This is a genomic window from Mesorhizobium sp. M0040, from assembly GCF_040323505.1.
Taxonomy (GTDB): Bacteria; Pseudomonadota; Alphaproteobacteria; order Rhizobiales; family Rhizobiaceae; genus Mesorhizobium.
In genome coordinates this window covers 126,038-149,011 of record NZ_JAMYVA010000013.1, presented here as the reverse complement: position 1 = coordinate 149,011, position 22,974 = coordinate 126,038, and the positions used below count along the sequence as shown (strand labels likewise).

Below are 22,974 nucleotides of genomic sequence, written 5' to 3'. Positions count from 1 at the left end.
GTCAGCCACGTCGAGGGAGCCGCCGAGGAACTCATGGGGTGGGACACAAACGGCCCGAAGTGGACCAAGGCGGTCCAATCCTGCGTCGATGCGTTCGAGGGCAAAGCCTCCCCCCAAGAGGTCCGTGAAGCCTTTGAGGCGGCTGCCAAGGAGGCCAACGTGTATCTCTCCCCTGAGTAGGAGGTATCATGGCAACCCATTGGTTCGTCCCTCCGGTGTTCGTGAAGACTGAAAGCGGTGTCAGGCATGGCTGCAACAATGCGAAGGAAGCCCTTGAGCACCTCAAAATGTGGACCCGCCGAGGGCCTCGCTGGCATAAGGCGGTGACCCTCTGCCTGTCAGCCTTGGAGGGCGATTCGATTGACCCCCACATAATACGAAAGGCCTTTGAGGCTGCCGCTAAGGAGGCCAACGTGTATCTCTCCCCTGAGTAGGAGGTGTCGTGGTAACCCATTGGTTCTCCCCTCCGGTGTACGTTAAGACCGACCGACCTGGGGTCACCTACGGGTGCAACAACGTCGAGGGTGCCGCCGAGGAACTCATGAAGTGGACCAAGATGGGACCTAAGTGGAGGAAGGCTGTGCAACTGTGCGCCGACGCCCTTCAGGACCGTGTGACTCCGGAAGAGGTCCGTCAGGCTTTCGAGGCTGCTGCCAAGGAGGAGGGGGTGCTCCGTGAGTAGCAGGCCGGTGCCCATCGCGCTTTTCTGCGGCCCGCCGTTTCGCCCGACATCAGGGAACGATATCGCCCCCCATGTATTAGAAACCCATGGACAATATGGAACCCCACGGCCACGGGATGGCGGCCGATCTTTTGGCATCGGAAGTTGCTAATGCCAGGCAGCGCATCCACCGGACCGAGCTCGCGCTTCAACGCACTGAAGAAATGCTGGCCGAAAATCTCGCGCTGTGCAGCAGGATACGAACTGCGGTCGAGGCCGCAGACCGCTTGGTGAAGATCGATCCCCCCAGCTTTGAAGGACGTCGCGCGGATTGAACTGGGCCGGCGTTTCATTCGTCGCGACCTTCAGGCCACCCGGCGCCACCACTCGCGCTCAGGCACGGCGGCAACCAGGTCGACAGACGGCGAGCGCGGCTCATCGTGCGCGGCCTGGTGCTCGGCGAGGAACCTGTCATCGGGCATGCGCTCCACTGCCTCGGCGACATGCGCGAGCGACTGGTCGATCCAAGCGACGGCGGAACGAAATGCCATCGCGCGGGCGGCGTTAGCGCCAACAGAAGGAAGACGCGGGGCCTGAGGCCCCACACCCCCACTCCGTTCCGCTTCGCGGACGGATATGCTCGCTCCCTCGCTCATGCGGCACTATCCGGTGTTGAGCCATATTGCTTTTGAGAGCGAAGGATGCGGCTGATCGCCGTCGCATAGCGGCTGATCTCGGCGTCGATCTGGCTTGGGGTAAAGCCTCGGCGTTCGAGCTTCTTCCGCTCCGGTGCAACATGCAGCGACCAGTAGCGCTGTCCGGCTTGGCAGGTGCGAGCGTTCAGCGCGGTTGGTATGCTGCGAAGACGTAACCTTGCACCTCGACTAAGGCGATCGGTCCCTTGGGAACAGTGCCGTCGGTATGAAAAGATCGCATCGGCACTGTCCTTCCAGCCCTGATTGAAGAGGCCCGTATCCGCTGCCCTGCTGTAGGTAACGAACCCCTCCCCGTTGCGGGCTCCGACCTCTTCCATCCAAGCCGTGGCAGCACCCAGCCAACTCGCGGACTACCTTCAAGTAACTGGGACAAGTCGTGGGGCCGCGGTCTACATGACCATCGGTACTGTGCGATGGGTGGGACCTAGCGTCGGGCAGGGGGCAACCTAGAGATAGCCCGACGGCCCCTTACGCAATGTCGCCACGGATAACCCGGACGTTCAGCTGCCTTAGCGCCGGCACGAGTTCCGCATGAGCGCCGTGGCCCGTCGGGCCCTGAGCCTGCCGTCAACGGCGCGGTCGTAGACCGCCACGCATTCCGCTCCGGTCAGCCGCGAATTCTACAGGATCCCGTCAACGGCGAACCCGTTAAAGAGAGTCTGGCTCAGCTTCCGGCCTTCCTCCTGTTGTTTGGCACGTGCAGCGTCGGTGCTGATCCCGAGCCGCAGCAGGCCGGTGGATCTACAATGTTGCTGACGCGTCCGGAGCCACGCGTGATTTCGCTGCCATTTCGCATTTCTACAATGCGACGCAGCTTCGCCGAGCTAGCATTCCAGCATCAACAAGGGTCTGCTAATGATGTTCATCGCAAATCTTCTCGCTCGGGCCGAGACCGTCGATCAAGTCCGTGACATCCTCATCGATCTCACGCGGCAGACATCCGCTGAGTCGGGCGCGGTGTCGTATCACGCCGCTCAGAGCACGTCCGACACCACGCATTTTTATGTCGTGGAACAATACCGCGATCATGCGGCTTGGGAGTCTCATATGGCCTCTCCCCATGTGCGCAATGCGCTATCCGTGTTCAATGATCTACTTAGAGAGCCGCCTGCGGCAGCCGCGTTCGTGGTTTTTGCCGAATACATAGCTGTGCCAGCCGACAGCCACGCGATCTAAGCGTGTTCGCCATTTAGCTGTCGACCACACAACTGGATTGGCTCTTCATACAACCTACGACGGACGGAAAGGATTTCCGATGGCTGAAGTGGCAGTTCTAGGACTTGGAGCGATGGGGTCGCGCATGGCAGCCAATCTGCTCAAGGCAGGGCACCGCTTGACGGTGTGGAACCGGTCAAAGGAGGCGGCGCATTCGCTCATTTCCACAGGAGCACGTCTCGCCGGCACGCCGCGAGAGGCCGCGGCAGAAGCAGATTTCGTGATCGCCATGGTTCGAGACGGCATTGCATCACGGAAAATATGGCTCGACGAGGACACGGGGGCACTTGCTGGGCTCAAGGCGGGCGCGGTGGCGATCGAGAGCTCGACACTGACGCCGGTTTGGATCGGCGAGCTCGCCAAAGCCGCATCGGCTCGGGGCGTCGCCTTCCTTGAGGCACCGGTGGCAGGCGGGCGCCCACAAGCGGAGGCGGCCCAGCTGATCTATATCGTCGGCGGCGAGAAGGACGTCCTTGCGCGAACAGAACCGCTGCTCAAAGCCATGGGGACGGCAGTACATCACGCTGGGCCGGTCGGGGCAGGCGCCATGGTGAAGCTCTCCGTCAACTCTCTTCTCGCTATCCAGGTTGGCGCAATGGCCGAACTCATTGGCCTGCTGCAGCGGCTGGGCGCCGATGTCGATCGAGCCGTCGAGATTATTGGCACGACGCCCGCCAGCAGCCCAGCGGCGAAAACGATGGCAGCCTCCATGCGCGCGGGCACGTTCGCACCCTTGTTTCCAGTAGAACTCATGGACAAAGACCTTGCATATGCAATCGCTATGGCGGGCGCGGACTGCTCACAGCATATGCCTCTGACTATTGCGGCCCGCGAGGTCTTCCAGCATGGGATTGATCGCGGCATGGGCGATGACAACATAACCAGCATCGTGCGCCTGTACACTGAGCCAAGATAATCTATGTATGCGATGGGCGACTGCAGAAGTGGCGTAACAGATAAGTCATGGATTTTGAGAGGCTTGGATGCTGAGTATATCCTATCGACCGATCGAATCGATAGGTCACGTGGTTGATCGCTACTGGTCACGTGAGACCAATCCTGGCGAAAACATCGAATTTATGCCGTTCTGGCCAAGCCCAGGCGGAGCTGAGATATTCTTTCACGTTGCACGAGGCTTTCTGCTTAACGGGAAACAGCCGCCGCGGGCCCATGTTTTGTGCTGCCGTAGCCAGCCCATTCACCCAAAGGCCGTGCCGGGATTTCGCTTTCTTGCTGTCCGTATTCGGGCGGGCATGGCAGAACATCTGCTGGGAGTACCTGTTTCCGAACTTGCAGACAGAATTGTTCCACTCGAGGTGATCTGGGGACAAGAGGCAACGCGTCTGACGGAGCAAATCGTAACCACGGCGCTTGACAGCACGCGGGTCCACCTGCTGAACCATTTTCTACAGCAACGTCTCAATCCCCGAGCAGAGCGGCGCACCCTCGATGCCGCCTTCCGACTTCTCGAGACGGGAACATCATCGATCTCCAAAATCTGCGATCTTGTGGGACTGAGCGAGAGACAGCTTGAGAACCGTTTCAGGAGAGCAACGGCAAATTCGCCGGTCCGCTTTCGCCAACTTGCGCGGTTGAGACGAACTATCAAAGCGATATTGCAAGATCCGAACGAGAAATTTACGCAGCTTGTCGATGAGGCCTACTTTGATCAATCGCAGGCCGTTCATGAGTTCCGCCGTTTTACAGGTCTGACACCAACGGAATTTTGCGAGCTGGCGAGACGGTCCGCTCACTTCTACGAGTTGAGATCGCCGGCTTTGGCTCGCAGAAGTCAGTAGTGGGTTGAGCCCGCCGGGCAACGCGGCGGAAGCTCCGTTCCTCCGGAACCACTGCAAAGCCGGCCGCAACGATCAACCCCGAAGACGTTGTCCGATGTAGGGTTCGAATCGCTCTAGCACTATCGGCAATACAGCGCGTCGATCGAAATCACCTGTTAGCCTCTCCTCTGAGCGCGGCCGCAGCTCCCTTCAGGCAAGATGCGCGAGCAGACGGATATCTATCTGACAGAAAGCAAACAGTAGCCAGGCGTGCCCCACTGAAAGCACAAGCAAGCGCAAAGGTTCCTGGACTGATGCTCGGCTGGCGGCAACTTGCTCGCCAGCCGAGTTGAGTTCAGGCGGTGGTCGGGGGAGACTGGCCAGCCACACGCTGGTGATTCCAACCTGTGCCGATGTGCCAATCAGCAACCTTCGTCGGTCTTTTTCACCTGGCCTGGCGCGGCGGTGTTGGCTGTCGTGTCCTGCTGACCTGGCGCCGCCTGCTGAGCGCTGCCAGTCTGCTGGCCGGGCGCGCAGTCTCTGGCCGAGTTCGGATTTGTGGTGCCGCTGGTGGTGGTCGTGTCGGTGCCCTGATCGCCGGACATGTTGGTCCCGCTGCTCGTCGTGCCGGTGCCCTGATCCGTCGTACTGGGCATGGTTGTCGTGGTCGAGGTTCCGCTCGTCGAGGTTCCGCTCGAAGTTCCGCTGGTCGTCTGGGCAAAGGAAAGCCCGGCCGACACCGCCAGCACGGCCGAAGCCAAAAGGATGCGTTTCATCTTCTTTCTCCTGTCTGAATGCGCGGGATGCGCCTGGCAAATTGAACAGGCAGACAGAAGGAGTGTTCCCCGATGAAGTTCAACTTTTGTAACTCTGGTCGTAGGTCAGCCTTAGGATGGCCGGCGTATATTAGAAGCCTCTTGAAGAAGACACTGCCCGCACCAGAATCCATGGCATGGCTCGGGGAATAGGCATTGGTGACCAGGTGGCGATTACTGCCACGGTTCGAAGGCGGATAACAGAGGACCGCGTAAGCGTCTCTATCCCAGGTTACGACTTCCCACATTCCATCATCGACCACACCAAGGTGAACCGAGGCCAGCAAATCGACCTGAAAGGTGAGGTCACGCGCATCGACGAGGACACCGTGACGATCGACCTCGGGCCGCTGGTCACGGTCGACCGTGACAAGGTCCGGCTAATGGAGAAATATCGGCCGCCAAAACGACGAAAGGCACTTGTCGTTGCCCCGGATTAGAACCGACAACATCGCGACAGGCTATGAGGGCAGGCCGCATGACGGGCCGGTAGAGGACGAGTCGAAGCACTTGGTCTACCGCCCAGTCTGCGGCCAAACGTTCGACGCGCGCGATCTTGGACAGGTCTTCCACCACGCTGAGCCGCAGCACCAGCCGCTTCCGGTCGAGCAATAGTTCAGCTAGTTGAGCTCCGGCGGCAGACCGACGTTTGAGACCCTTCAGCGCGCCACCGACGTACGTTGGATGAGAAAAGGGTGCTGCGTGCACCGCGCCTTCCCCGCGCGCCGATGCTCCCTGGACCGCAAAAAAGTCCCGCCGCACTGCCAGAACGGCGGGACCGATCAAACGCTTTGCACCAGGCGGGGGGATGCGGGGGATTGGGCTTGCCAAGTGAGCGCGGACCGTAACCAACCCTAAGCGCAACAGCGGCAACGCGTCCACCAACCGCCGGTTGGAGCGACAGGACGATTGAGCCGCCGGCAGGTCAGGTCATCCCGGGTCGCTATCGCTCGCAACCAGACGGTAGCGGAAATTGTTGCGGATGTGGTCGTTGAAATAGCGGCCCTTGGCGAACGCGGCCCGGAACGCGGCAAGGTTTCCGGCGGTACCCCCTCAAACTCGTACCGTTTACCGCTGGCGACGAACCACACCGAGAGGGTCCTTCTATCCAGATCATATTCCATCTTGCGGATCGAAGTAGATGGCATGAGCACCACAGGCCGAGGCCCGGGCCCTTGCGGGGAGCGCGGGCCGATCGGGATACCGATCTGCAGCAATACCTGGAGGGGGAGGATTCGCTGCGTGCACCGAACTTTCGCGGCGGTCCCGTGTTCCCAATCGAGATAGACAAAAAGCTAGCTGCACCTTTCGGCATCACGCGGACGTTGGATTTCTGAGAAAGCGCGAGCGTCAATACTAACTTCTGGTGTTGGAATTTTCCCGTGAGATAGGCACGCGCCACGGCGAAAGGAGTGCCCCGCCCTGACCGTCCTCGCCTACAACCTTGCCAATGACATCAAAGGATTGTGGAGGGTCGTCTTCGTGCCGGACGAACTGCATCTATATGTGGAATTCAGCCAGCCAGACGCCGACACAAACCCGTTGATTGGATGAGTGTTGATGATTTCCTTGCATGGCGGCCGAAAGGCGCACTCCACAAGCGAGCGCGCGACAGCTTGGTTTCGCTCATTTGCAAGGCGTTGACAGGGCGATGAGACAAGGGAGAACCCGCGCCGAGATCAAGTGCGAGCGCCGCGGGTGGGCCTATTCGACGTTCCGAAGGCACCGCGACGATGCCGCCAACGCGATAGCTAAAGCTCTTATCGGTGAGGCGCGCGGGCTTGGCTTTGAAGCGTCAGCGGAGCGACGTTTGCACCTTTCGCTCGGTGATCGCATCTTGATCCTGACGTGATGAACGCACTGGCTGATTACGCTGGGCGGCGCGAGGTGGCCCGTCTTGCGGTTATGCTCGATCTGGGCAAGCTGCTGCGCTGGATATTCAAAACCGTTGCTCCTGAACTCAGCGCAGATAGCGAATCGTCCAGGTTTCCTGGGAATCGACGACCATGTTTGAGCATGAATCCGCCAACCTGCTGACGATGCATGACCAGTGTATCGACCGCCGCTGAGCAGGCGCACACCAGATCCCGCATGGGCACCGCGAGGCGAGAGGATAAAAGCCAAGGCGCCGAACGACCATTGGAATCGTGCCTTCCTGGCGGCGCTGCGCCACGACCGTGTCGATGCACCATCGCTCATCGACGGACCGATCAACGGCGAGAGGTTCAAAAATCTATGACGACAAAGTTCTCGTCCCACCCTCAAGCCCGGCGACATTGTCGTCATGGATCATGCCTCGGCAGGCGAAAAATTCAGCGGGTTAACGCTGGGATAAAGAGGATGGTGCGTCGCACAAAAATATTGCAATGCACTACAAATGCCGTAACGTCAGTTTCGTAGATGAATGAGACGGCTTTTGTGAAGGGCCGCCCGCTGAAAAGGATGGAAACTATGGCCAAGACCGCTGACACCGTTGAAAATTCCGAATTCCCGACCTTCGACCCGTCGATGGCTACCGACCAGATCCGCGCTGTCGCCGAAAAGGGCCTCGAGCAGTCGAAAGAAGCCTATGCGAAATTTGCCTCAGGCACCGAGACGACCCAGAAGGCGCTGCAGTCGAGCCTCGAAACCTCCAAGACCGTCGGCAACGAGCTGTCGCTGAAGACAATTGCTGCTCTGCGCGCCAATGCCGAAGCCGGCTTCTCGCACCTCGAAGCCCTGGTTGCCGTGAGGGCGCCCTCCGAGTTCCTCGAGCTGCAGGCTGCCTTCTTGCGCAAGCAGGTCGAACTGACCGTAGAGCAGGCCAAGGAATTTCAGGCCGTGACGACCAAGGCTGCCGAAGATATATCCAAGCCAATCAAGGATGTCTTTGAAAAGGCGATGAAGGATCTCAAGGTCGCCTGATTGAGTCTAGGCGATCGGGGATACCCGCAAAACGACGCCCTTCTCCAGCCGCCTTTTTCTTTTGGGCTCACCGGCTATGTGTCTCTTACGTCAGCTTTGGAAGGCGGGCCTCGGTTTTTGATCGCTGGTCGTCTAGCGACGCGTTCATGTCTCTGATGGCATCGATAATTTGCTCCAAGGCTATTCCGAGCTGACTTTGAGCGCGGACTGGCTCGCGCGGCGGAGCTTGCCGTCCAGGGCAACACCTATATGCGAGATAGCCGAGAACGATCCGGAGCTTAAGCGCGCTATCGAGGCGGCAGAGCAGACCCGAGAGGGGCCGGCAGAAGTGCAGGGCAAAACCCCTGCAAATGTCGATGCCGTGACCGAACAGCAGCGAGATCGTCGCCCCGAGGAGGCCGAGCGCCGGCCGGACGAACCGTCCGAGCAGGCTCACGAACTGGGTCGACCGTAGATGCTACAAATCGGCTGCAGGGTAAGTTAGACAGCGACAAGGAGGCCGCACAACGCGGCAGCGAAACGACGCGGACCGATCCGGCGCAACAGCATATCCCTCTCCTCGAGGAGTTGGAGCACGACGAACTATAAAGAAGGGAACGCGACCGCGACGACCGGGTCCGTTAGAGGACCACGTTCAATCGACAGGTTTACGTTTACCAGAGCAACGACCCGAAAGGTGACGAGGGGTTTGGCAAGCTATCTGTTTCGTTTTCTTCCTGGGCGCACTGCAGGTTGCTTAGGAAACGGTGTCTGGCTGGTACCAAAATTTCATGCAGTGGAGCAGCGAAATGGAGTGCGCCCCTGAAGGTGGACAGATATCAGGCTGCTGATTTGCCAGTCTGCCGGATGTGTTGATCCTCGAACTGCTGCGGGCTCAGATATCCGAGCGCCGAATGGAGCCTGCGTTTGTTGTAGACCTCCTCGATGAAGCGGGGAAGGTGATCAATGACGTCGTCGAAGGTTTCGAAGGCCATCGGGAGACCGCCTCGACCTTCAGCGTCTTCATGAAGCTCTCCGCCTTGGCGTTGTCGTAAGGATTGCCTCTGCGGCCCATCGAGCCCGTCAGGCCGTTTGTTTCCAGCGCTTCGCGGTAAATCTGCGCAGCGTATTGGCCGGATTCAAGCGGTCGTCGCAACACTCTGAAGTTGGAGGTTGCGATGAGCATTCGAAAGCGGCGATCGGCACGGTCTGGACGAGCGCCATTACCTTCACCAGGACGGCCACCTTTGGCGGGGCGCGATGAACAGATTAGATTCTGGCGGGCGATCGCCGCGGGGCTGAGCAGCGAAGATGCTGCGCTCGAAGCCGGAGTGTCGCAGCCTGTAGGAACCAGATGGTTCCGAAAGGCGGGCGGTATGCCACCAGCGATGTTCAGATCCTCGGCGAAGCCGCTCTCCGGGCGGTACCTGTCATTGGTGGAGCGCGAAGAGATCGCACTTCTCAGGGTACAGGGCCATTCCATGCAGGAGATTGGCGCCGGCTCGGTCGGTCCGCCTCGACAATCTCCCGTGAACTGCGGCGCAACGCGGCCACCCGCAGCGGCGGGTTGGAGTATCGGGCGACGACTGCCCAGTGGCATGCGGATCGATCGGCCCGTCGGCCCAGGCCGACCAAGCTTGCGTTCAACGCAACCTTGCGCACTTATGTAGAGGAGAGACTTGCTGGCGTTGTCGTGGCCCCGAGCGGCGCTCCCGTTCATGGTCCCACCGTTCCGTGGAAGGGCCGCCGGCATGGCCCGCGAAAGGATCGGCGATGGGCCAGGGCCTGGAGCCCTGAGCAGATTGCCCGACGCTTGCCGATCGACTTCCCGGACGACAAGACGATGCGCATCAGCCACGAAGCCATCTATCAGGCCCTCTTCGTTCAGGGCCGCGGAGTGCTGCGCCGCGAGCTGACGGCCTGCTTGCGAACGGGGCGTGTGCTGCGGGTCCCCAGGGCGCGTACGCAGGCGAGGTAAGAGCTTTGTCTCGCCGGAGATCATGATCAGTCAACGCCCCGCCGAAGCGGCCGATCGCGCGGTGCCGGGTCACTGGGAGGGAGACCTCATCCTCGGTCTTGGCAGCTCGGCGATCGGCACGCTGGTTGAACGTACGACACGCTTCACGATGCTGCTGCATCTTCCCCGGCTGGCGGGGCATGGCGAAGCTCCGCGCGCGAAGAACGGGCCTGCGCTCGCGGGACATGGAGCTGAAGCTGTCCGCGACGCAATTACGCGCACCATCATCACCTTGCCCGAAGAACTACGCCGTTCGCTGACCTGGGATCAGGGAGCCGAAATGGCCCAGCACGATCGTCTCACGATCGATGCGGGCGTCCAGGTCTTCTTCTGCGATCCGCAAAGCCCATGGCAGCGCGGCACCAACGAGAACACCAATGGGCTGCTGCGTCAGTACTTCCCGAAAGGCACCGACCTGAGCATCCACAGCGCCGACGAGATCGCCGCCGTGGCAGCGGCCCTCAATGCCCGGCCGAGAAAGACCCTCGGTTGGAGAACGCCGGCAGAGGCGCTTGACGAGTTGCTGCCATGAGTGAACACAATCGCTGTTGCGACGACCGCTTGAATCCGCCTTGGGAGCCCCGATCGGAATGATGAATGCAGCCGGACGGCGGCTGGCGCCGTTCAATGGCCGCCTTCAAGGCTGCCATCGTCAGCCGCGCATCGATCGATCGGCCAATGGCGTAGCCGGCGATCATGCGCGACCAGGCGTCGAGAATGACTGCGACGTAGACGAAGCGGGTCGGCAGCGCGACATAGGTTATGTCGGAGACCCAGAGCTGGTTCGGGCCGGTTGCAACGATGTCCCTGGCCAGGTTGGGGAAGATCGGGCCATCATGATCGCTGTCGGTGCTGGCCACGAAGCGCCGCCTGATCCTGGGCTGCAGATCATGCTCGTGCATCAGGCGCCGGATCTTCTTGTGGTTCACGACGAGGCCTTGCTGACGCAGCGCAGCGCCGACACGGCTATAACCGTAGAACTCGAACTCGTCGCTGATCGAGAACATTGCCTCGACGATCGCGGTGTCGTCGGCCGCGTTCTCCAGGGGGATCGTAGTAGGTGGAGCGCGCGATTCCCATCAACCGGCATCCTTCGGCAACGCTGATGCCGCAGGGCCGGTGATGACGGATGTAGTCCCGCTTCTCGGCCGCGGTGCGTTTCTCAGAGCCCCCTTTAGAAACTCAGTTCCAGAGCCTGCTTACCGACCAACCGTTCGAGCGCTGCGATCCGGGCTTCCTGGATCAGGTCAGCGGCCTCCGCATCATCGTCGAACGCTCCTTGCTCATATTTGCGCACCCAGATGCGGATCAGGTTGCGCGAGACATCGTGATGCTTAGCCAAGCCGTGCAGCGTCTCGCCGGCGATGAACTCCTGCGCGACCTGGCGTTTGAACTCGATGCTGTGACTGCGGTGCTTTGCCATGGGTTCTCTCTCCGAAAACCCGGAAGGCTGGTCAATCCAGACATCCCGATCTGTCCACCCTCAGGGACGCACTCCAAAATGCCGGCTTTTTTGGCCGGCTTTTGGCCGTTCTGATAGTTGCGGGCCTGCGCCACTCAAGCCTTATGCAAGGATAAGAAAATGGCAGACGAACCGAACCGGAATCCGACTGCTGATGAAATAGCCGGCATGCAGTGGTGGAATTCACTTACCGAGACTGAGCGCGCGGACTGGCTGGCCCGGGCGGATTCGGCAGTGCCTGCCGAGGCTTGGGCAGCATATAAACGTCAAGGAACGCTCGATCTACAACCTCCTGGCGGGATCCACTAGAGCGGCTGACAGTCGCTCGCGGGAAGGTGGCCGGCGCCGTTTGGGGGGCGTTGGGGTAGATTTGCCTGTTAGGCGCCGGCCAGGCGGGATTGGGGTCTCTCGCCGCAGGAAGAATCTAACAGAGGCAAGTGAAGTGGGTATGGCGTGATCGCGGAAGGTGGCCCGGAGCACGGCACCGGCCTCTCCGGAAATCGCTTGCTAGTAGCGCCAACCTTGCTTGAATTCGTCGATGAACCATCGCTCGACGTCGTCCCGCACCGAAGTGCTGCTTCGGAATTTCAATTGGCCCGGCGACTTCTGCTCAAGCCAAGAAAAGAAATCGGAAAATCTTGGATTCTCTGGCTGATGAGGAAGCCCGCGCTCTTCAGCCCATTTTGTGCAAAAGTAGCGAACACCCTGTTCTGCTTCATCCCTAGTCATGACGGGTGATCACCCAAAGGCAAGTCTTCTGTTCCGACACAAAAGCAAGGCGCCGACGACGCTGGTGCGTTCGAACGGCAGCGTGCTAGCCATCCGCGTCCCGCCGATCAATTTGAGACGGCAATTGAGACCGACAACCCGCCGAGCTTTACGGCCAAAGGAAAGTCGGCGGCCCATCTTTCAATGAGCATTGCCTGAACCCACCGACCTGCGGATTGCCAGTGGCCCCGCGATTCGCAGCTTTGCCGGAACAGAGGCGTGCCGTCTAGCAATGTAGGCGTGTACCGTTCCAGGTGCGGAAGTTTTCGAGACTTCTGCCTTAAACCCTCTCAGTCATTGCTCCAGATGTGATGTTTTCATGCCATCCTGCGTCACGCGCCAGCGCTCGCGTTGCGCAGCACGAGTGATCTAGGTTAGAAATAGCCCGACGGCTCCTTACGAAAGGTCGCCGCGGATAACCCGAACGTTCAGCTGCCTCAACGCCGGCACGAGTTCGGCATGCCGTTCGAGCGCCGTGGCCCGTCGGGCCTTGAGCCTGCCCTCAACGGCGCGGTCGTAGACCGCCACGCATTCCGCTCCGGTCAGCCGCGAATAGTAGAGGATCCCGTCAACTGCGAACCCGTTAAAGAGAGCCTGGCTCAGCTTCCGGCCTTCCTCCTGTTGTTTGGCACGTGCAGCGTCGGTGCTGATCCCAAGCCGCAGCAGGCCGGTGGTCCGGACGTCGATCACCGTCAGGGGCGACGTAGCAGAGACTTCGGACACGGCCCAGCCAGCGATTTCCGAGAGATGCAGCATGCGGTAAGATTTTCCCTCGAACCGGTCGCGAATAATCGTCTCGGCGATCGCCGTCGCCAGGTCGCGAGCAATGTAGAGGACCATGAAGGACCGGTCGGGGCTTGCGAAGCGCGATTGTCCGAACCCCATGCCCAATGGAGTAGCTGCGTACTCCTGTCGCATTGCCCGCAGGTAGTGTTGCGGCTGGAACCTGATTGCCAGGTCCGCGACGACTTCGGCGTCAAGCTCCACGATCAGCCGAAATCGAACTCGGCGTCAGCGACGACCTCATCGATGCGCCCAGCCTTGAGTCGGTCGAGCGGAGTTTCGCCGGTGTCGCTCACATGCTGCTGGGTCAGCCACAGCCACGTCGCACGAGGATTCCCGATGATCTTCGTGATCCGGGCCATGTCCTCAACAGGACGACCGTCGACGAATTGGGCGAGCGGAAATACGTGCTTCCGCTCGCCCTTGAGCAGTCCGATCACGGCTCCGCGCCTTTGCCAATCGTGCAGGGTCGAACGCTTCGTCCCGAACATCTTTTCGATCTCGCCGGGACCGGCGACAGGACCAGCCCAATCCTCAAGGCGTGTCGGCGTTGCATATTCAGCGAGGCGCAGCCGGCCCTCTTCAAGATCAAAGACCTTCCCGCGGCCTGCGCCCTGGCTGACCTCCACGGGCTTTTCGACCTCTACTGGAGCAAGTATCTTACTGGGTCGGGCGAGCTCCGTAACCACATTCTCCACTGCTCTCGCCAGTGCCTGTTCGTGCGCAGCGATCTGGCGCTGCTCGGCAGGGGACAGACGAGACGTTACCGCCGTCAGGGCGGCGACCGCCTTGCCGGCGGCTTTCAGAGCGGACTTGGATATTCCTGGATGGCGTCGCGACAACACATCGAGAATGTCAGCGACCGTCTCACGATCGACCTTTGCATCTGCGCGAACTGCCGAGTTGCGAGCGTTCATAACGACCACCATTGGCACCATATTTCTCGCCCTAGATAGTACGGATTGTCCGAAATGTCCAGATTGTAGTCTGGCAAATTTGCACCTGTTGCTGGTGATCTGGACCCATTCCGGACTTTCCTGACGCCGGATCGCTTTCCCGAAAGGCGGCGTCCACAGAACCAACGCTCATGACCCGAGGACTAAGCCGCTCGCGCGGCAATGGCGCCTGTGATGAGCGTCCTGCACTTAATCTGGACTCCGTGCATGTGAGGACGGGCCGTTCTGCCTGACGATTGGGATCTTCTCATCATCAGACAGGAGGTTCCCATGAAGGAGGAGAGGACCACCCCGCTGCGCGAGCGCATGAACGAAGATATGCGCATCCGTGGAATAGGCGACAAAGCCCGGCAAGCCCACATCCGGGCCGTCAAGGATTTCGCCGGTTTTCTGAAGCGATCTCCGGATACCGCCACCCCCGAGGACCTGCGCGCCTACCAGTTGCACATGACCAACGCGGGCATCACGCCGCCAACTTTCAACGCCCGCATCATCGCGCTTCGCTTTTTCTTTGGCACGACCTGCGGCCGCGAGGACATGAAGCGGCATATGCAGTTCCGTCGGCAACCGCAGAAGTTGCCGGTGGTCTTGAGCATCGAGGAGGTTTCCAACCTGCTGATGGCGGCCCCGGGCCCGGGCCTGAAGTATCGCGCGGCACTCAGCATCTCTTATGGGGCCGGGCTAAGGACGTCAGAGGTCTGCAATCTCAAGATCGGCGACATCGACAGCGACCGGATGCTGATCCATGTCGAACAAGGCAAGGGGCATAAGGACCGCAAGGTGATGCTGTCGCCCGACCTGCTGGATCTCCTGCGCGACTATTGGCGCGAAGCGCGGCCACAAGGTTGGCTGTTTCCCGGTAAACCCAGGATCAACCCGATCTCGCCGCGGCAGCTCAACCGCGCGTTCATGGCGGCCAAGCACATGGCCGGGATCACCAGGCCCGCAACGCTGCACACCTTGCGGCACAGCTTCGCCACGCATCTGCTGGAAGCGAACACCGAGGTGCGGGTCATCCAGGTCCTTCTCAAAACAACGACATACTGCCCGCCAACATCCCGAAGAAGGGCGGATTTACTATCCATTTCATCCGCGCTGCGGTGAGACGGTGCTCATTCTGAAGCGCTATGCGTACCGTGGTACCGATTTGGTGGTCATTGCGCAGCCTGACGGCTCCTTTGCCTGCATACCGGCTTGGATGACGCGCGAGACGGCGACGCACTTCAAGCTGTCGGCGGAGCCGCAGTTTTCCCTTGGGGCCTTGCAATCTCTGCGCGCTGAGATCGATGCGCTTCTAGGATTTCTCCAGTCCGACTCAACGATGGAGAAAGATCGCAATGAAGCGCCAATTCGAAAGTCCCCAGCCAAGCCTGTTCGAAGAAGGCGAGCCAAGCGTTGTGCTGACACGGGCACAGGAGACCGAGTTGGCGATGCTGGTGGAGACGCTGCTGCGCGAGATCGCGATGGCTCTGGCAAACGGGGGGATCGCAGATGACCAAGATCACAGCTGAGCATCTTGCGCGCAGTGCCTTCGTCTATATCCGTCAGTCGACGGCCGATCAGCTTATGCACAATCAGGAGAGCCAGCGCCGGCAATACGGACTCGCCGATCACGCTCGCCAGCTCGGCTGGGCGAAGATCGAGGTCATCGACGATGATCTCGGCCGCTCGGATAGCACACTGAGTTCCGTCGAGAGTGTTTCCTGCATGAGAATCCGCGTCCACATGGATGATGGAGAAGCGAAGGAAAAAACATGCTCGCGCTGGGGCAGCGCCAGGCGTTCACACCGTCACTGTGATGCCGCCGTCCACGTAGAGCGTGTGGCCGTTGACGAATGAAGAGGCGTCACTGGCAAGAAACACTGCAGCCCCGATGAGTTCTTCAACATTGCCCCATCGACCGGCCGGCGTGCGCCGTTCCAGCCACGTGGAGAACTCGCGGTCCCAAACGAGTGCCTCGTTGAGCGGCGTCTTGAAATAGCCTGGCGCGATGGCATTGACCTGCAAACCATGCTTTGCCCAATCCGCACACATGCCTCTGGTCAGGTTTCTAACCGCCCCTTTTGTCGCCGTGTAGGGCGCGATGCCCGGACGAGCCAATTCGCTCTGAACAGAGCCGATGTTGATGATCTTCCCGCGGCCGCGGCTAATCATGCCTTTGGCCACGGCTTTGCTCATATAGAAAATGCTGGAGAGATTGGTTCGAAGAAGATCGTCCCACTTGTGTTCCGGAAAATTCTCCAATGCTGATCGATGCTGCATACCGGCATTGTTGATAAGAATGTCGATCGGACCGATCGAGGTCTCAACCCACTCGACCCCTCGTTGCGCCGACAGGGCGTCTGTGACGTCGAAGGCTGCGACCTTTACCGACAGACCTTTTTTGACCAGATCGGTGGCGGCTTCCTTCAACAGCTGTTCACGGCGACCGTTCAGGACAACCAGGGCACCACACTCGGCCAGACCACGGGCAAGCGCCAGGCCAATGCCCTGGCCCGAGCCCGTAACCAGCGCAACCTTACCGTTGAGGTCGAAAAGCCATCGCATCTACATTTTGATTAGGAAGCGTAAGACACTGGCGTCGCATGCCAGCCGTCCTTCCGCTTCTCCCAAAAGGCTGTTCTCAGCCGCGCGGAAATCGGACCCGGTCGGTCGTTCCCCAAGATCCTTTTTCCAAGACGGCTTACCGGCATAATGCCGCCAGCCGTAGTCGAGAAAAAGATTTCGTCGGCCGCTTCGAATTCGTCGCGGGAGATATCCCGGACCTCACAGCGAATTCCAAACTCGTCGCAGAGTTCCAGGACTGTTCTTCGGGTCATACCTTCGAGCGCACCGCGTTTCGGCGTGATGACCTTGCCATCGATGACGGCGAAGACATTGAAGCCCGGTCCTTCCGTCACGTTTCCATCGCGATCCAGCAAAATGCAGGTTTCGGCGCCTTGATCGTGCGCCTCGAAATTCCCGCGCGTCAGGTCGCCCCAGTGGAAATTCTTGATCGTCGGGTCGAGTGATTCCGGCGCAATCCGTTGAGGGGACGCGATCATTGCGTGCACGCCGCGCTCCTGCTGCTCGGGGGTGAACACCCACACCCAAGGCATGACATGGCAAATCAAATAACTGCGGCCGTTTATGGGATGAAGCGGCACGCCGCGCGGTGGGCGGGAGCGGACACAGTCCATCGCCACATAGGCTTCGCGCAAGCCGGTGCGCCGCACCAGTTCGCCGAGAATATTTTTGATCTCTTCGTCGCTTTCCTTCGGGTTCATCCGCAATTTCGTCATCGAGCTGCGAAAGCGTTTGACATGGTCGTCAAGCCGGAAGAATGCGCCGTAGTAGACGCCCGCGACATCGTAGGTAACGTCGGACCGGCGGTAGCCCCATTCGGTGATACCGAGCTTGGCATCCTTGAGAGGCATGAATTCACCATCAATGTAGGCCGCGCCAGCGGACCAATCGACGTCTGTCATCGTACTTCTCCTTGATCTGAATCGTGCCCGCTGTCGGGCAACCTGACAAAACATCCGCGTATTGGCCGGGCTAAACGGCCGCCGCCAGTTCGCTCCGGCCGGCGCGCAGGATGCGTGTTTGGACGATGTCCAATTCAAGATTGTCGTCTGCAGGAGACCCCTTGACCACAACTCCGTAGACGTCTCTTGCGCGCTGCACGCTGATCCACCCTTCGGCAAGGTCGTGCAGCACCCGTGCCGGATCGCGTTCGCCGGGTGAACCATATCCACCGCCGCCTGCCGAGTGAGAGATCATGTGCTCGCCTGGCTGCAGAGTGGCCCCGTAGCAGGGGGGAAGATCGACGACCGAGCCATCGGCCTTACGCATTGCCGCCCTGGACACACCGCCGGCGCCACCGCCGCGAGCGCCTGCGGCAGGCGTGATGGTACCATCGGCGGTGTAGAGGACGGTCAGGGAGTTTCCGCCCCACGGCCCGTACTCGCTATAGACCGACGGCGCGCCGCGAAACGTGCCTGCCCCCTCGGTATCGTCGAGGATATGGCGATCGTGGACGATGATTGGATGATGGAGCTCGTCGACTTCAACGCTGTCGATATGGCACATCCCCGCATTGCCGGCATGGATCATGGTGAGGAAGCCGTCGGTGACCGGCGTGCCGGCGCCACCACTGATGCCGATGTGGACCTGATTGATGAAGGGCTCGTCATTGTTGTAGGGATCGCGTCCGGAGATGACACCCATTCCTGGAGGCTGGATCGGCCCGGTCGCTGCTTGCCCAAAGCCGGGCGAAAGCTCCGCTATCGCGCGCTGCACCGGATTGGTGACGTGGTCGGCGAGATTGGTCGTCGCCACCGAGCACGAGGCCGGGTGCCTCGGAATGCCGACGCAGCAGTTTTCGCGAAGCCGAATCTCAATGCGCCGAAAGCTGCCCGCATTGGCAGTAACATGGTGATCGAGGATGCCGTTGAAAATCCCGATCATCGCCGCGCTTTTGGCGGTTGCCTCCGTAAGATTGAGGCCACAGGGCTGGCAATCGGGGTTGTCGCGCAGATCGACGATGATCCTGGCCTGGGCCGCATCGACTTCAACGTCAACCTTGACCGGAATGCCGTCCGGGATGCCGGGGAACGGGTCGTGAGCGGACTCCAGAACGATACGTCCTGAAGACAACCTCCTGATTGCCTCAATCATCTTTTGTTCGGAATAGTCGAACCAGCGGTCGGCGTAGCCTTCAAGCATGTGCCAGCCGATCTCTCGGCCGAGGTTGAGCAGTTCGCGTTCGCCGATGCGGACAGATCCCAGGCTTGCGAGAAAATCACCCCACCATTGGTCCGGAACCCGGATACGGGCCTGGCACATGCGCACGATGTCGTGGTTGGTCTCGTAGTGTTCCTGAATCTTCGTCGCCGAAAAGATCAGGGCGCCCTCTTCGTACAAATCCTTCACATCGGCGAGATAGCTGGAAGGACGGGAATTGCCGCAGTCCGCCTGATGTGCCTTGGCCAGGACGAAGAAGCGCAGGATGCCTTCATCATCGATAACCGGGACGATCATGCAGTGGTCGGCCGCGTGGGAGTTTCCCTCATAGGGGCTGTTGTGGAGGAAGCAGTCGCCACGCTTGAGCACCGGATGGTGTTTGAGCACCGCCTGGCACATCAAGTCAGGGCCGATGAGCGTGTGGTTCGGCAGACTTTCAGCCGCCGCCAGCAGCTTGCAGTCAGCAGTCAGAACAACACATGAGAAATCATGGGCCGTGTTGAGGATTCCGGAGCGGGCGGTTCGGAAAAGAGTATTCTGCATCTTGCGGGCAATGGTCTCCATACGGCTGGAAATCATCGCCGTCTGAACGCCGTCCGGCGCCTTCTTTAAAATCTGCTCAGACATGGGTACGCGCCTCCTTAGAACGTCACACGCAGGCCACCGCTGGCCGTGCGTTCTGTGACTGTGCCCGGATCGACCACAACGGTCGTGAATGATGATTCGATGATGGCGGGCCCGGCAACTGGTTCGCCCGGCTGCATGGCTTCGTAGCGATGAACCGAGACGTCGCTCCAGCCGAGTTCAGAGAAGTAGACCGGTCGTCTTGCGCGACCGCCGGCAAAATCGCCTTCAGGAGGGAGCGTGCCGGTGGCCCGATCGGTCAGTCTGCATCTGACCTTGGCGCGCCACGTCACGAATTCGACATTGGAATTGCGGTCGCTGATCTCGAAAATACGCTGGTGGATGTCATGGAAGGCATCCGTGACCTGCTTCAAATCGCCTTCGCTCGTCACCTGATCAAGCGGGAGAGGAACGTCGATTTCCCAGATCTGATGCGGATACCGCGCCTCTACGGAATACTCGATGTGGCAGTCGAGAGCTCCGGCGCCGGGCCCTTCCGCGAACTCAAGGCATCGCTTCCTCAGCTCTGCCAGAACCTCGTTGATCTTGTCGCCCGCAAATCTGTCGCTGGTTGTAAACTGCAGTTGCGCATAGTCCGACGAAAGCTCCGACATTAGGGCCCCGGCCGCGCTCATCACGGCACCTGCTTCGGGGATCAGCACTCCAGCGCATTGAAGGCGCCTGGCAACTGCGACTGCATTAAGTCCGGCGGCGCCGCCGCCGCCGATCATCACGGCCGAGGTGGGATCAATGCCCTGGTTGACCGTGATCTCCTCGATCGCTCCGACCATCTTTTCGGTTGAAAGCCTCAACACAGCGGCAGCGGCTTCCTCAACCTTGATGCCGAGCGGTTCGGCGACTTTCAGGCGCAATTGCAGGGTCGCGCCCTCCCGGTCGAGGATCATGGCGCCGCCCAAGAAGAAGTCCGGATCGATATAGCCGAGGATTAAGGCGCAGTCCGTGACAGTGGGCTCGATTCCTCCGCGGCCGTAAGCGACCGGCCCCGGCGTCGAGCCCGCGCTCTGCGGACCGACCTGCAGAATTCCGCCATTGTCGACCCATGCGATCGAGCCGCCTCCGGCGCCGATGCTCTTGATATCGACAGATGGAAAGCCGGTCATATGGCCGCGCGTGCGCTGGCCAATCCATGTTTCGCGGCTCCAGGGGATGCGCCCGTCACGCACCAGGCTGACATCAAAGGTGGTTCCACCAGTGTCCGCGACAATCGCGATGGCGTTGCCAAAATCGCGCTCTGCGTAGTAGCGGCCGGCGACGGGCGCCATCGCCGGTCCCGAATTGATCGAGTGGATCGGAGCGCGTGCAACTGCCGACGCATCCATGATGCCGCCACTTGAAGTAACCATCAGTGTGCGGCCGTTGAAACCAGCGTCCTGCAGCCTGTTGGTCAAGCCATCAAGATACTTGAACATCAGCGGTTTCAGCGAGGCGTCGATGACGGTCGCGGAAGCTCGACGGTATTCGCGCAGGGTTGGATTGAGCTGGTGCGAGAGCGTGTATGGAACATTCGGCAGATGCTCGTTCAGAAGTTCTCCGATATGTCGCTCGTGGGCCGAGTTGACGACGGACCACAGAAGGCAAACGCCAACGGCTTCTATTTTCAGCGACTGCAGTTTTTTGATTGTCGCGATGAAGTCGGTTTCGTCCAGTTCCTCGACGATATTGCCGCGGGCATCGACGCGCTCATCCGCTTCGAACGTATACCGCCGAGGCACGTAGGGTTCGGGGTAGGCGACCGTGAAGTTGAACGGCTCAATGCGCCCGCCCTCGCGCATGACCAGGATATCACGATGACCTTTGGTCGTGATAAAGGCTGTTTTCGCCGTCTTCCCGGTGATGATCGCGTTGATGGCCCGGGTGGTGCCGTGCACGAACATGGCGCCGCGGCTCAGGAAATCTCCGAGTTCTAGTCGATAGTGCCTGGCAGCGAAATCCAAGGCATCGAGCACGCCGCGCACCGGGTCATCAGGCGTCGTCGACGCTTTGAACAGCCTGATCTCGTTGCCATCTTCAACGACAAGGTCGGTGAAAGTACCACCGGTGTCGCACGCCATCCTGATATGATTTGCGCTTGGTTTGATCTGGGTGGCGTGGGTATTCATAAGGCAAGCCTCTTTCGTGCCAGCGCGGATGTATCCGGCCGGATATTCTGGGGTTGTCGGAAGAAGGGCGCTGTTTGGCGCTACTATTCTAGGTGTCGTTTGCGGAGATGCGTGGCAGCATCTTCCTGTGGCTTCGCACATGTGTCTCGAATGACGAGTTCGGGCAGAAAAATCGTGTCGGAGCCGGCGTTGGCCGGCGCCGCATTCGGTTTGAGAACACGCTCGACGGCAGCGCTGGCCATCGCCTCGATAGGCTGACGTATGGTCGTCAGTGCAGGAAATGACAGCTGGCTGATCCAGGCATCGTCCACGCCAATAATCGACATGTCCTTTGGAACGGCAATGCCGGCGGAACGGAAAGTCGCCAGTAACCCCAGCGCGATCATGTCGTTGAATGCGATAATGGCCGTGGGCCTGGGCGACAGTGCCGCCACATCGGAAGCGGCATCACGACCGACCTCGACCATCTGGGCGTCTGCGACATCAAGTGCGCTCTGGTGACGCTCGAGCACCACAGCCTGACTGTCGTCGAGTTCGTGGTCCTTCATTGCTTTCTTGAAACCGGACAACCGCATCACCCGGCTGTGGGTGATGAGGGGATCGGTCACATAGGCTATCCGCCGATGACCAAGAGCAAACAGATGCTCCACAGCCATCCCGATTGCCGCCTCATGATCGAGATTGACCGTATCGAGTCGAGCAAGCTTCAAATCGAGCCTGTTGGCGTCCACGGCAACGATCGAAAGGTCGCTCCACGCCGAGTAGTAACCCCGCCTGGTGTTCAGGGGCGCGATCGTGATGAGATCGGCAACGCCTACGGCGGCCAGATTGTCCAGAAACTCCTTCTCAAGCTTCGGATCGCGCATGGTGTTGCACAGGTGGACCCGGTAGCCCGCCTTCACCGCGGCCTGTTCTATCGAAAACACCATCTGCCCGTTGAAGGGATTGACGATGCTGGGCACGACAAGCGCGATAACCCGGGCCTTGCCGGTCTTTAGCTGGCGCGCTGCCTGGTTCGGTCGGAAATCAAGCTCGGCAATTGCCATCGCAATGCGCGTCCTGGTCTCCGTCCCGAGCCGGTGGAATCGATTGTTCATGTAATTCGAGACGCTGCTCACGGATACGCTCGCCGCTTTCGCGACATCCTGAATGGTGGCGCGGTCCGCAGCATCTGTGGGCGATCCACTCTTCGGCGGCATGTCGTTCAATCTCCCAAGGTCCCAGAGACCCTCATTCTACAACTCCCGCAGGAGAACAAAACCTCGATGGTCGCGAGTCCGGCTCCGCCGTTGTGCGGACAATCAAGTAAGTAAAACGGTACACTAAAAATCCTCCCTGTCAATCGCTCGCCGATCTGACGATGTTCACCGATCATGCCACCGGTATCGCAAGTTTGGCGGCATAGCTCGACTTTGATGAGAGGCAAACGCGTTAATGGGAGTTGACAGGTG

General features: G+C 60.0%; 27 protein-coding genes and 4 pseudogenes. 16 read left to right on the top strand and 15 right to left on the bottom strand.

What is annotated here, in order from left to right; genetic code table 11:
- The 4 genes from NKJ91_RS14660 to NKJ91_RS14645 form a co-directional block, all read left to right on the top strand.
- Window positions 1–180: DUF982 domain-containing protein (locus tag NKJ91_RS14660; RefSeq protein WP_352456145.1), on the top strand; the 180-nt coding region annotated here is incomplete at its 5' end.
- Window positions 181–188: 8 nt separating this feature from the next.
- A complete protein-coding gene (locus tag NKJ91_RS14655; protein WP_352456144.1) occupies window positions 189–434 on the top strand; it encodes a DUF982 domain-containing protein in 246 nt (81 codons plus the stop codon).
- A gap of 8 nt (window positions 435–442) precedes the next feature.
- Entirely contained in the window at window positions 443–682 is a 240-nt protein-coding gene (locus NKJ91_RS14650; protein WP_352456143.1) for a DUF982 domain-containing protein, read from the top strand.
- 86 nt (window positions 683–768) lie between these two features.
- The gene (locus tag NKJ91_RS14645) at window positions 769–996 is read left to right on the top strand and encodes a hypothetical protein (RefSeq protein ID WP_352456142.1); all 228 of its coding nucleotides are present in this window, start codon (window positions 769–771) and stop codon (window positions 994–996) included.
- A 30-nt stretch (window positions 997–1,026) separates the two neighbouring features.
- Here NKJ91_RS14645 and NKJ91_RS14640 read toward each other — a convergent pair whose 3' ends face one another.
- The 3 genes and pseudogenes from NKJ91_RS14640 to NKJ91_RS33835 all read right to left on the bottom strand — a co-directional run.
- Window positions 1,027–1,212, bottom strand: a complete 186-nt coding sequence (locus NKJ91_RS14640; protein WP_352456141.1) for a hypothetical protein — start codon at window positions 1,210–1,212, stop codon at window positions 1,027–1,029.
- A 101-nt stretch (window positions 1,213–1,313) separates the two neighbouring features.
- Window positions 1,314–1,463 (bottom strand): hypothetical protein, encoded by a 150-nt coding sequence (locus NKJ91_RS14635; RefSeq protein WP_352456157.1) that lies wholly within the window; start codon window positions 1,461–1,463, stop codon window positions 1,314–1,316.
- 47 nt (window positions 1,464–1,510) lie between these two features.
- Window positions 1,511–1,715: pseudogene (locus tag NKJ91_RS33835) on the bottom strand (amylo-alpha-1,6-glucosidase); the annotation flags it as partial.
- 517 nt (window positions 1,716–2,232) lie between these two features.
- Here NKJ91_RS33835 and NKJ91_RS14630 point away from each other — a divergent pair.
- From NKJ91_RS14630 to NKJ91_RS14620, 3 genes are all read left to right on the top strand, one after another.
- Window positions 2,233–2,553 (top strand): putative quinol monooxygenase, encoded by a 321-nt coding sequence (locus NKJ91_RS14630; RefSeq protein WP_352456140.1) that lies wholly within the window; start codon window positions 2,233–2,235, stop codon window positions 2,551–2,553.
- A 79-nt stretch (window positions 2,554–2,632) separates the two neighbouring features.
- The gene (locus NKJ91_RS14625) at window positions 2,633–3,508 is read left to right on the top strand and encodes an NAD(P)-dependent oxidoreductase (protein ID WP_352456139.1); all 876 of its coding nucleotides are present in this window, start codon (window positions 2,633–2,635) and stop codon (window positions 3,506–3,508) included.
- A gap of 109 nt (window positions 3,509–3,617) precedes the next feature.
- Entirely contained in the window at window positions 3,618–4,391 is a 774-nt protein-coding gene (locus NKJ91_RS14620; RefSeq protein ID WP_502894563.1) for an AraC family transcriptional regulator, read from the top strand.
- Window positions 4,392–4,792: 401 nt separating this feature from the next.
- Here NKJ91_RS14620 and NKJ91_RS14615 read toward each other — a convergent pair whose 3' ends face one another.
- Entirely contained in the window at window positions 4,793–5,146 is a 354-nt protein-coding gene (locus tag NKJ91_RS14615) for a hypothetical protein (RefSeq protein WP_352456137.1), read from the bottom strand.
- A gap of 176 nt (window positions 5,147–5,322) precedes the next feature.
- Here NKJ91_RS14615 and NKJ91_RS14610 point away from each other — a divergent pair, with 176 nt between their 5' ends.
- The gene (locus tag NKJ91_RS14610; protein ID WP_352456136.1) at window positions 5,323–5,625 is read left to right on the top strand and encodes a hypothetical protein; all 303 of its coding nucleotides are present in this window, start codon (window positions 5,323–5,325) and stop codon (window positions 5,623–5,625) included.
- Window positions 5,626–6,039: 414 nt separating this feature from the next.
- On the opposite strand, the gene NKJ91_RS14605 is transcribed toward NKJ91_RS14610, so the two are convergent.
- Window positions 6,040–6,309 (bottom strand): hypothetical protein, encoded by a 270-nt coding sequence (locus tag NKJ91_RS14605; RefSeq protein ID WP_352456135.1) that lies wholly within the window; start codon window positions 6,307–6,309, stop codon window positions 6,040–6,042.
- Between the two features lie 953 nt (window positions 6,310–7,262).
- Between NKJ91_RS14605 and NKJ91_RS33830 the strand changes: the two are divergent.
- Both NKJ91_RS33830 and NKJ91_RS14590 read left to right on the top strand, forming a co-directional pair.
- Window positions 7,263–7,525 (top strand): annotated as a pseudogene (locus tag NKJ91_RS33830) (IS630 family transposase); the annotation flags it as partial.
- A 102-nt stretch (window positions 7,526–7,627) separates the two neighbouring features.
- A complete protein-coding gene (locus tag NKJ91_RS14590) occupies window positions 7,628–8,089 on the top strand; it encodes a phasin (RefSeq protein WP_352456156.1) in 462 nt (153 codons plus the stop codon).
- A gap of 818 nt (window positions 8,090–8,907) precedes the next feature.
- Here the strand turns inward: NKJ91_RS14590 and NKJ91_RS14585 are convergent.
- A complete protein-coding gene (locus NKJ91_RS14585; protein ID WP_352456134.1) occupies window positions 8,908–9,063 on the bottom strand; it encodes an IS3 family transposase in 156 nt (51 codons plus the stop codon).
- A 183-nt stretch (window positions 9,064–9,246) separates the two neighbouring features.
- Between NKJ91_RS14585 and NKJ91_RS14580 the strand changes: the two are divergent.
- Window positions 9,247–10,617 (top strand): annotated as a pseudogene (locus NKJ91_RS14580) (IS30 family transposase).
- Here NKJ91_RS14580 and NKJ91_RS14575 read toward each other — a convergent pair.
- Together NKJ91_RS14575 and NKJ91_RS14570 are read right to left on the bottom strand one after the other, a co-directional pair.
- The gene (locus NKJ91_RS14575) at window positions 10,547–11,092 is read right to left on the bottom strand and encodes a DDE-type integrase/transposase/recombinase (RefSeq protein ID WP_352456133.1); all 546 of its coding nucleotides are present in this window, start codon (window positions 11,090–11,092) and stop codon (window positions 10,547–10,549) included. The pseudogene NKJ91_RS14580 and the gene NKJ91_RS14575 overlap by 71 nt on opposite strands.
- Before the next feature lie 167 nt (window positions 11,093–11,259).
- Window positions 11,260–11,508: a transposase gene (locus NKJ91_RS14570; protein WP_352456132.1), complete on the bottom strand. Its 249-nt coding sequence runs from the start codon at window positions 11,506–11,508 to the stop codon at window positions 11,260–11,262.
- A 492-nt stretch (window positions 11,509–12,000) separates the two neighbouring features.
- On the opposite strand from NKJ91_RS14570, the gene NKJ91_RS14565 reads away from it, so the two are divergent.
- Entirely contained in the window at window positions 12,001–12,285 is a 285-nt protein-coding gene (locus tag NKJ91_RS14565) for a hypothetical protein (protein ID WP_352456131.1), read from the top strand.
- A gap of 426 nt (window positions 12,286–12,711) precedes the next feature.
- On the opposite strand, the gene NKJ91_RS14560 is transcribed toward NKJ91_RS14565, so the two are convergent.
- Both NKJ91_RS14560 and NKJ91_RS14555 read right to left on the bottom strand, forming a co-directional pair.
- On the bottom strand, window positions 12,712–13,302 hold the full coding sequence (locus NKJ91_RS14560; protein ID WP_352456130.1) for an RES family NAD+ phosphorylase: 591 nt from the start codon (window positions 13,300–13,302) through the stop codon (window positions 12,712–12,714).
- A gap of 2 nt (window positions 13,303–13,304) precedes the next feature.
- Entirely contained in the window at window positions 13,305–14,015 is a 711-nt protein-coding gene (locus NKJ91_RS14555; protein ID WP_352453832.1) for an antitoxin Xre/MbcA/ParS-like domain-containing protein, read from the bottom strand.
- A gap of 309 nt (window positions 14,016–14,324) precedes the next feature.
- On the opposite strand from NKJ91_RS14555, the gene NKJ91_RS14550 reads away from it, so the two are divergent.
- From NKJ91_RS14550 to NKJ91_RS14540, 4 genes and pseudogenes are all read left to right on the top strand, one after another.
- Window positions 14,325–15,158, top strand: coding sequence for a tyrosine-type recombinase/integrase (locus NKJ91_RS14550; protein WP_352456129.1), 834 nt, complete (start codon window positions 14,325–14,327; stop codon window positions 15,156–15,158).
- Window positions 15,159–15,162: 4 nt separating this feature from the next.
- A pseudogene (locus NKJ91_RS33825) lies at window positions 15,163–15,288 on the top strand (hypothetical protein); the annotation flags it as partial.
- Window positions 15,289–15,391: 103 nt separating this feature from the next.
- Window positions 15,392–15,565, top strand: a complete 174-nt coding sequence (locus NKJ91_RS14545; protein ID WP_352456128.1) for a hypothetical protein — start codon at window positions 15,392–15,394, stop codon at window positions 15,563–15,565.
- Window positions 15,546–15,893, top strand: a complete 348-nt coding sequence (locus NKJ91_RS14540) for a hypothetical protein (protein WP_352456127.1) — start codon at window positions 15,546–15,548, stop codon at window positions 15,891–15,893. Before NKJ91_RS14545 ends, NKJ91_RS14540 begins: the two co-directional genes overlap by 20 nt.
- Here NKJ91_RS14540 and NKJ91_RS14535 read toward each other — a convergent pair.
- The 5 genes from NKJ91_RS14535 to NKJ91_RS14515 form a co-directional block, all read right to left on the bottom strand.
- Window positions 15,837–16,601 carry an SDR family oxidoreductase gene (locus NKJ91_RS14535; RefSeq protein WP_352456126.1) on the bottom strand — a complete coding sequence of 255 codons (765 nt, stop codon included), beginning with the start codon at window positions 16,599–16,601 and terminating at the stop codon, window positions 15,837–15,839. The two genes, NKJ91_RS14540 and NKJ91_RS14535, sit on opposite strands and share 57 nt — an antisense overlap.
- Window positions 16,602–16,612: 11 nt before the next feature.
- Window positions 16,613–17,521 (bottom strand): aminotransferase class IV, encoded by a 909-nt coding sequence (locus NKJ91_RS14530; RefSeq protein ID WP_352456125.1) that lies wholly within the window; start codon window positions 17,519–17,521, stop codon window positions 16,613–16,615.
- Between the two features lie 70 nt (window positions 17,522–17,591).
- Window positions 17,592–19,406: a hydantoinase B/oxoprolinase family protein gene (locus tag NKJ91_RS14525; RefSeq protein WP_352456124.1), complete on the bottom strand. Its 1,815-nt coding sequence runs from the start codon at window positions 19,404–19,406 to the stop codon at window positions 17,592–17,594.
- A 14-nt stretch (window positions 19,407–19,420) separates the two neighbouring features.
- Window positions 19,421–21,523 (bottom strand): hydantoinase/oxoprolinase family protein, encoded by a 2,103-nt coding sequence (locus NKJ91_RS14520; protein ID WP_352456123.1) that lies wholly within the window; start codon window positions 21,521–21,523, stop codon window positions 19,421–19,423.
- 83 nt (window positions 21,524–21,606) lie between these two features.
- Complete coding sequence (locus NKJ91_RS14515) at window positions 21,607–22,722, bottom strand: LacI family DNA-binding transcriptional regulator (RefSeq protein WP_352456155.1); 1,116 nt, start codon at window positions 22,720–22,722, stop codon at window positions 21,607–21,609.
- Between the last annotated feature and the right edge of the window lie 252 nt (window positions 22,723–22,974).

Excerpts from the sequence above, each read along its gene's own strand:
- NKJ91_RS14655 (WP_352456144.1), top strand. The coding sequence starts at position 189 with ATGGCAACCCATTGGTTCGTCCCTCCGGTGTTCGTGAAGACTGAAAGC.
- NKJ91_RS14645 (WP_352456142.1), top strand. The coding sequence starts at position 769 with ATGGACAATATGGAACCCCACGGCCACGGGATGGCGGCCGATCTTTTG.
- NKJ91_RS14640 (WP_352456141.1), bottom strand. The coding sequence starts at position 1,212 with ATGGCATTTCGTTCCGCCGTCGCTTGGATCGACCAGTCGCTCGCGCAT.
- NKJ91_RS14630 (WP_352456140.1), top strand. The coding sequence starts at position 2,233 with ATGATGTTCATCGCAAATCTTCTCGCTCGGGCCGAGACCGTCGATCAA.
- NKJ91_RS14625 (WP_352456139.1), top strand. The coding sequence starts at position 2,633 with ATGGCTGAAGTGGCAGTTCTAGGACTTGGAGCGATGGGGTCGCGCATG.
- NKJ91_RS14615 (WP_352456137.1), bottom strand. The coding sequence starts at position 5,146 with ATGAAACGCATCCTTTTGGCTTCGGCCGTGCTGGCGGTGTCGGCCGGG.
- NKJ91_RS14610 (WP_352456136.1), top strand. The coding sequence starts at position 5,323 with ATGGCTCGGGGAATAGGCATTGGTGACCAGGTGGCGATTACTGCCACG.
- NKJ91_RS14605 (WP_352456135.1), bottom strand. The coding sequence starts at position 6,309 with ATGGAATATGATCTGGATAGAAGGACCCTCTCGGTGTGGTTCGTCGCC.
- NKJ91_RS14590 (WP_352456156.1), top strand. The coding sequence starts at position 7,628 with ATGGAAACTATGGCCAAGACCGCTGACACCGTTGAAAATTCCGAATTC.
- NKJ91_RS14585 (WP_352456134.1), bottom strand. The coding sequence starts at position 9,063 with ATGGCCTTCGAAACCTTCGACGACGTCATTGATCACCTTCCCCGCTTC.
- NKJ91_RS14575 (WP_352456133.1), bottom strand. The coding sequence starts at position 11,092 with ATGTTCTCGATCAGCGACGAGTTCGAGTTCTACGGTTATAGCCGTGTC.
- NKJ91_RS14570 (WP_352456132.1), bottom strand. The coding sequence starts at position 11,508 with ATGGCAAAGCACCGCAGTCACAGCATCGAGTTCAAACGCCAGGTCGCG.
- NKJ91_RS14555 (WP_352453832.1), bottom strand. The coding sequence starts at position 14,015 with ATGAACGCTCGCAACTCGGCAGTTCGCGCAGATGCAAAGGTCGATCGT.
- NKJ91_RS14550 (WP_352456129.1), top strand. The coding sequence starts at position 14,325 with ATGAAGGAGGAGAGGACCACCCCGCTGCGCGAGCGCATGAACGAAGAT.
- NKJ91_RS14545 (WP_352456128.1), top strand. The coding sequence starts at position 15,392 with ATGAAGCGCCAATTCGAAAGTCCCCAGCCAAGCCTGTTCGAAGAAGGC.
- NKJ91_RS14540 (WP_352456127.1), top strand. The coding sequence starts at position 15,546 with ATGACCAAGATCACAGCTGAGCATCTTGCGCGCAGTGCCTTCGTCTAT.
- NKJ91_RS14535 (WP_352456126.1), bottom strand. The coding sequence starts at position 16,601 with ATGCGATGGCTTTTCGACCTCAACGGTAAGGTTGCGCTGGTTACGGGC.
- NKJ91_RS14530 (WP_352456125.1), bottom strand. The coding sequence starts at position 17,521 with ATGACAGACGTCGATTGGTCCGCTGGCGCGGCCTACATTGATGGTGAA.
- NKJ91_RS14525 (WP_352456124.1), bottom strand. The coding sequence starts at position 19,406 with ATGTCTGAGCAGATTTTAAAGAAGGCGCCGGACGGCGTTCAGACGGCG.
- NKJ91_RS14520 (WP_352456123.1), bottom strand. The coding sequence starts at position 21,523 with ATGAATACCCACGCCACCCAGATCAAACCAAGCGCAAATCATATCAGG.
- NKJ91_RS14515 (WP_352456155.1), bottom strand. The coding sequence starts at position 22,722 with ATGCCGCCGAAGAGTGGATCGCCCACAGATGCTGCGGACCGCGCCACC.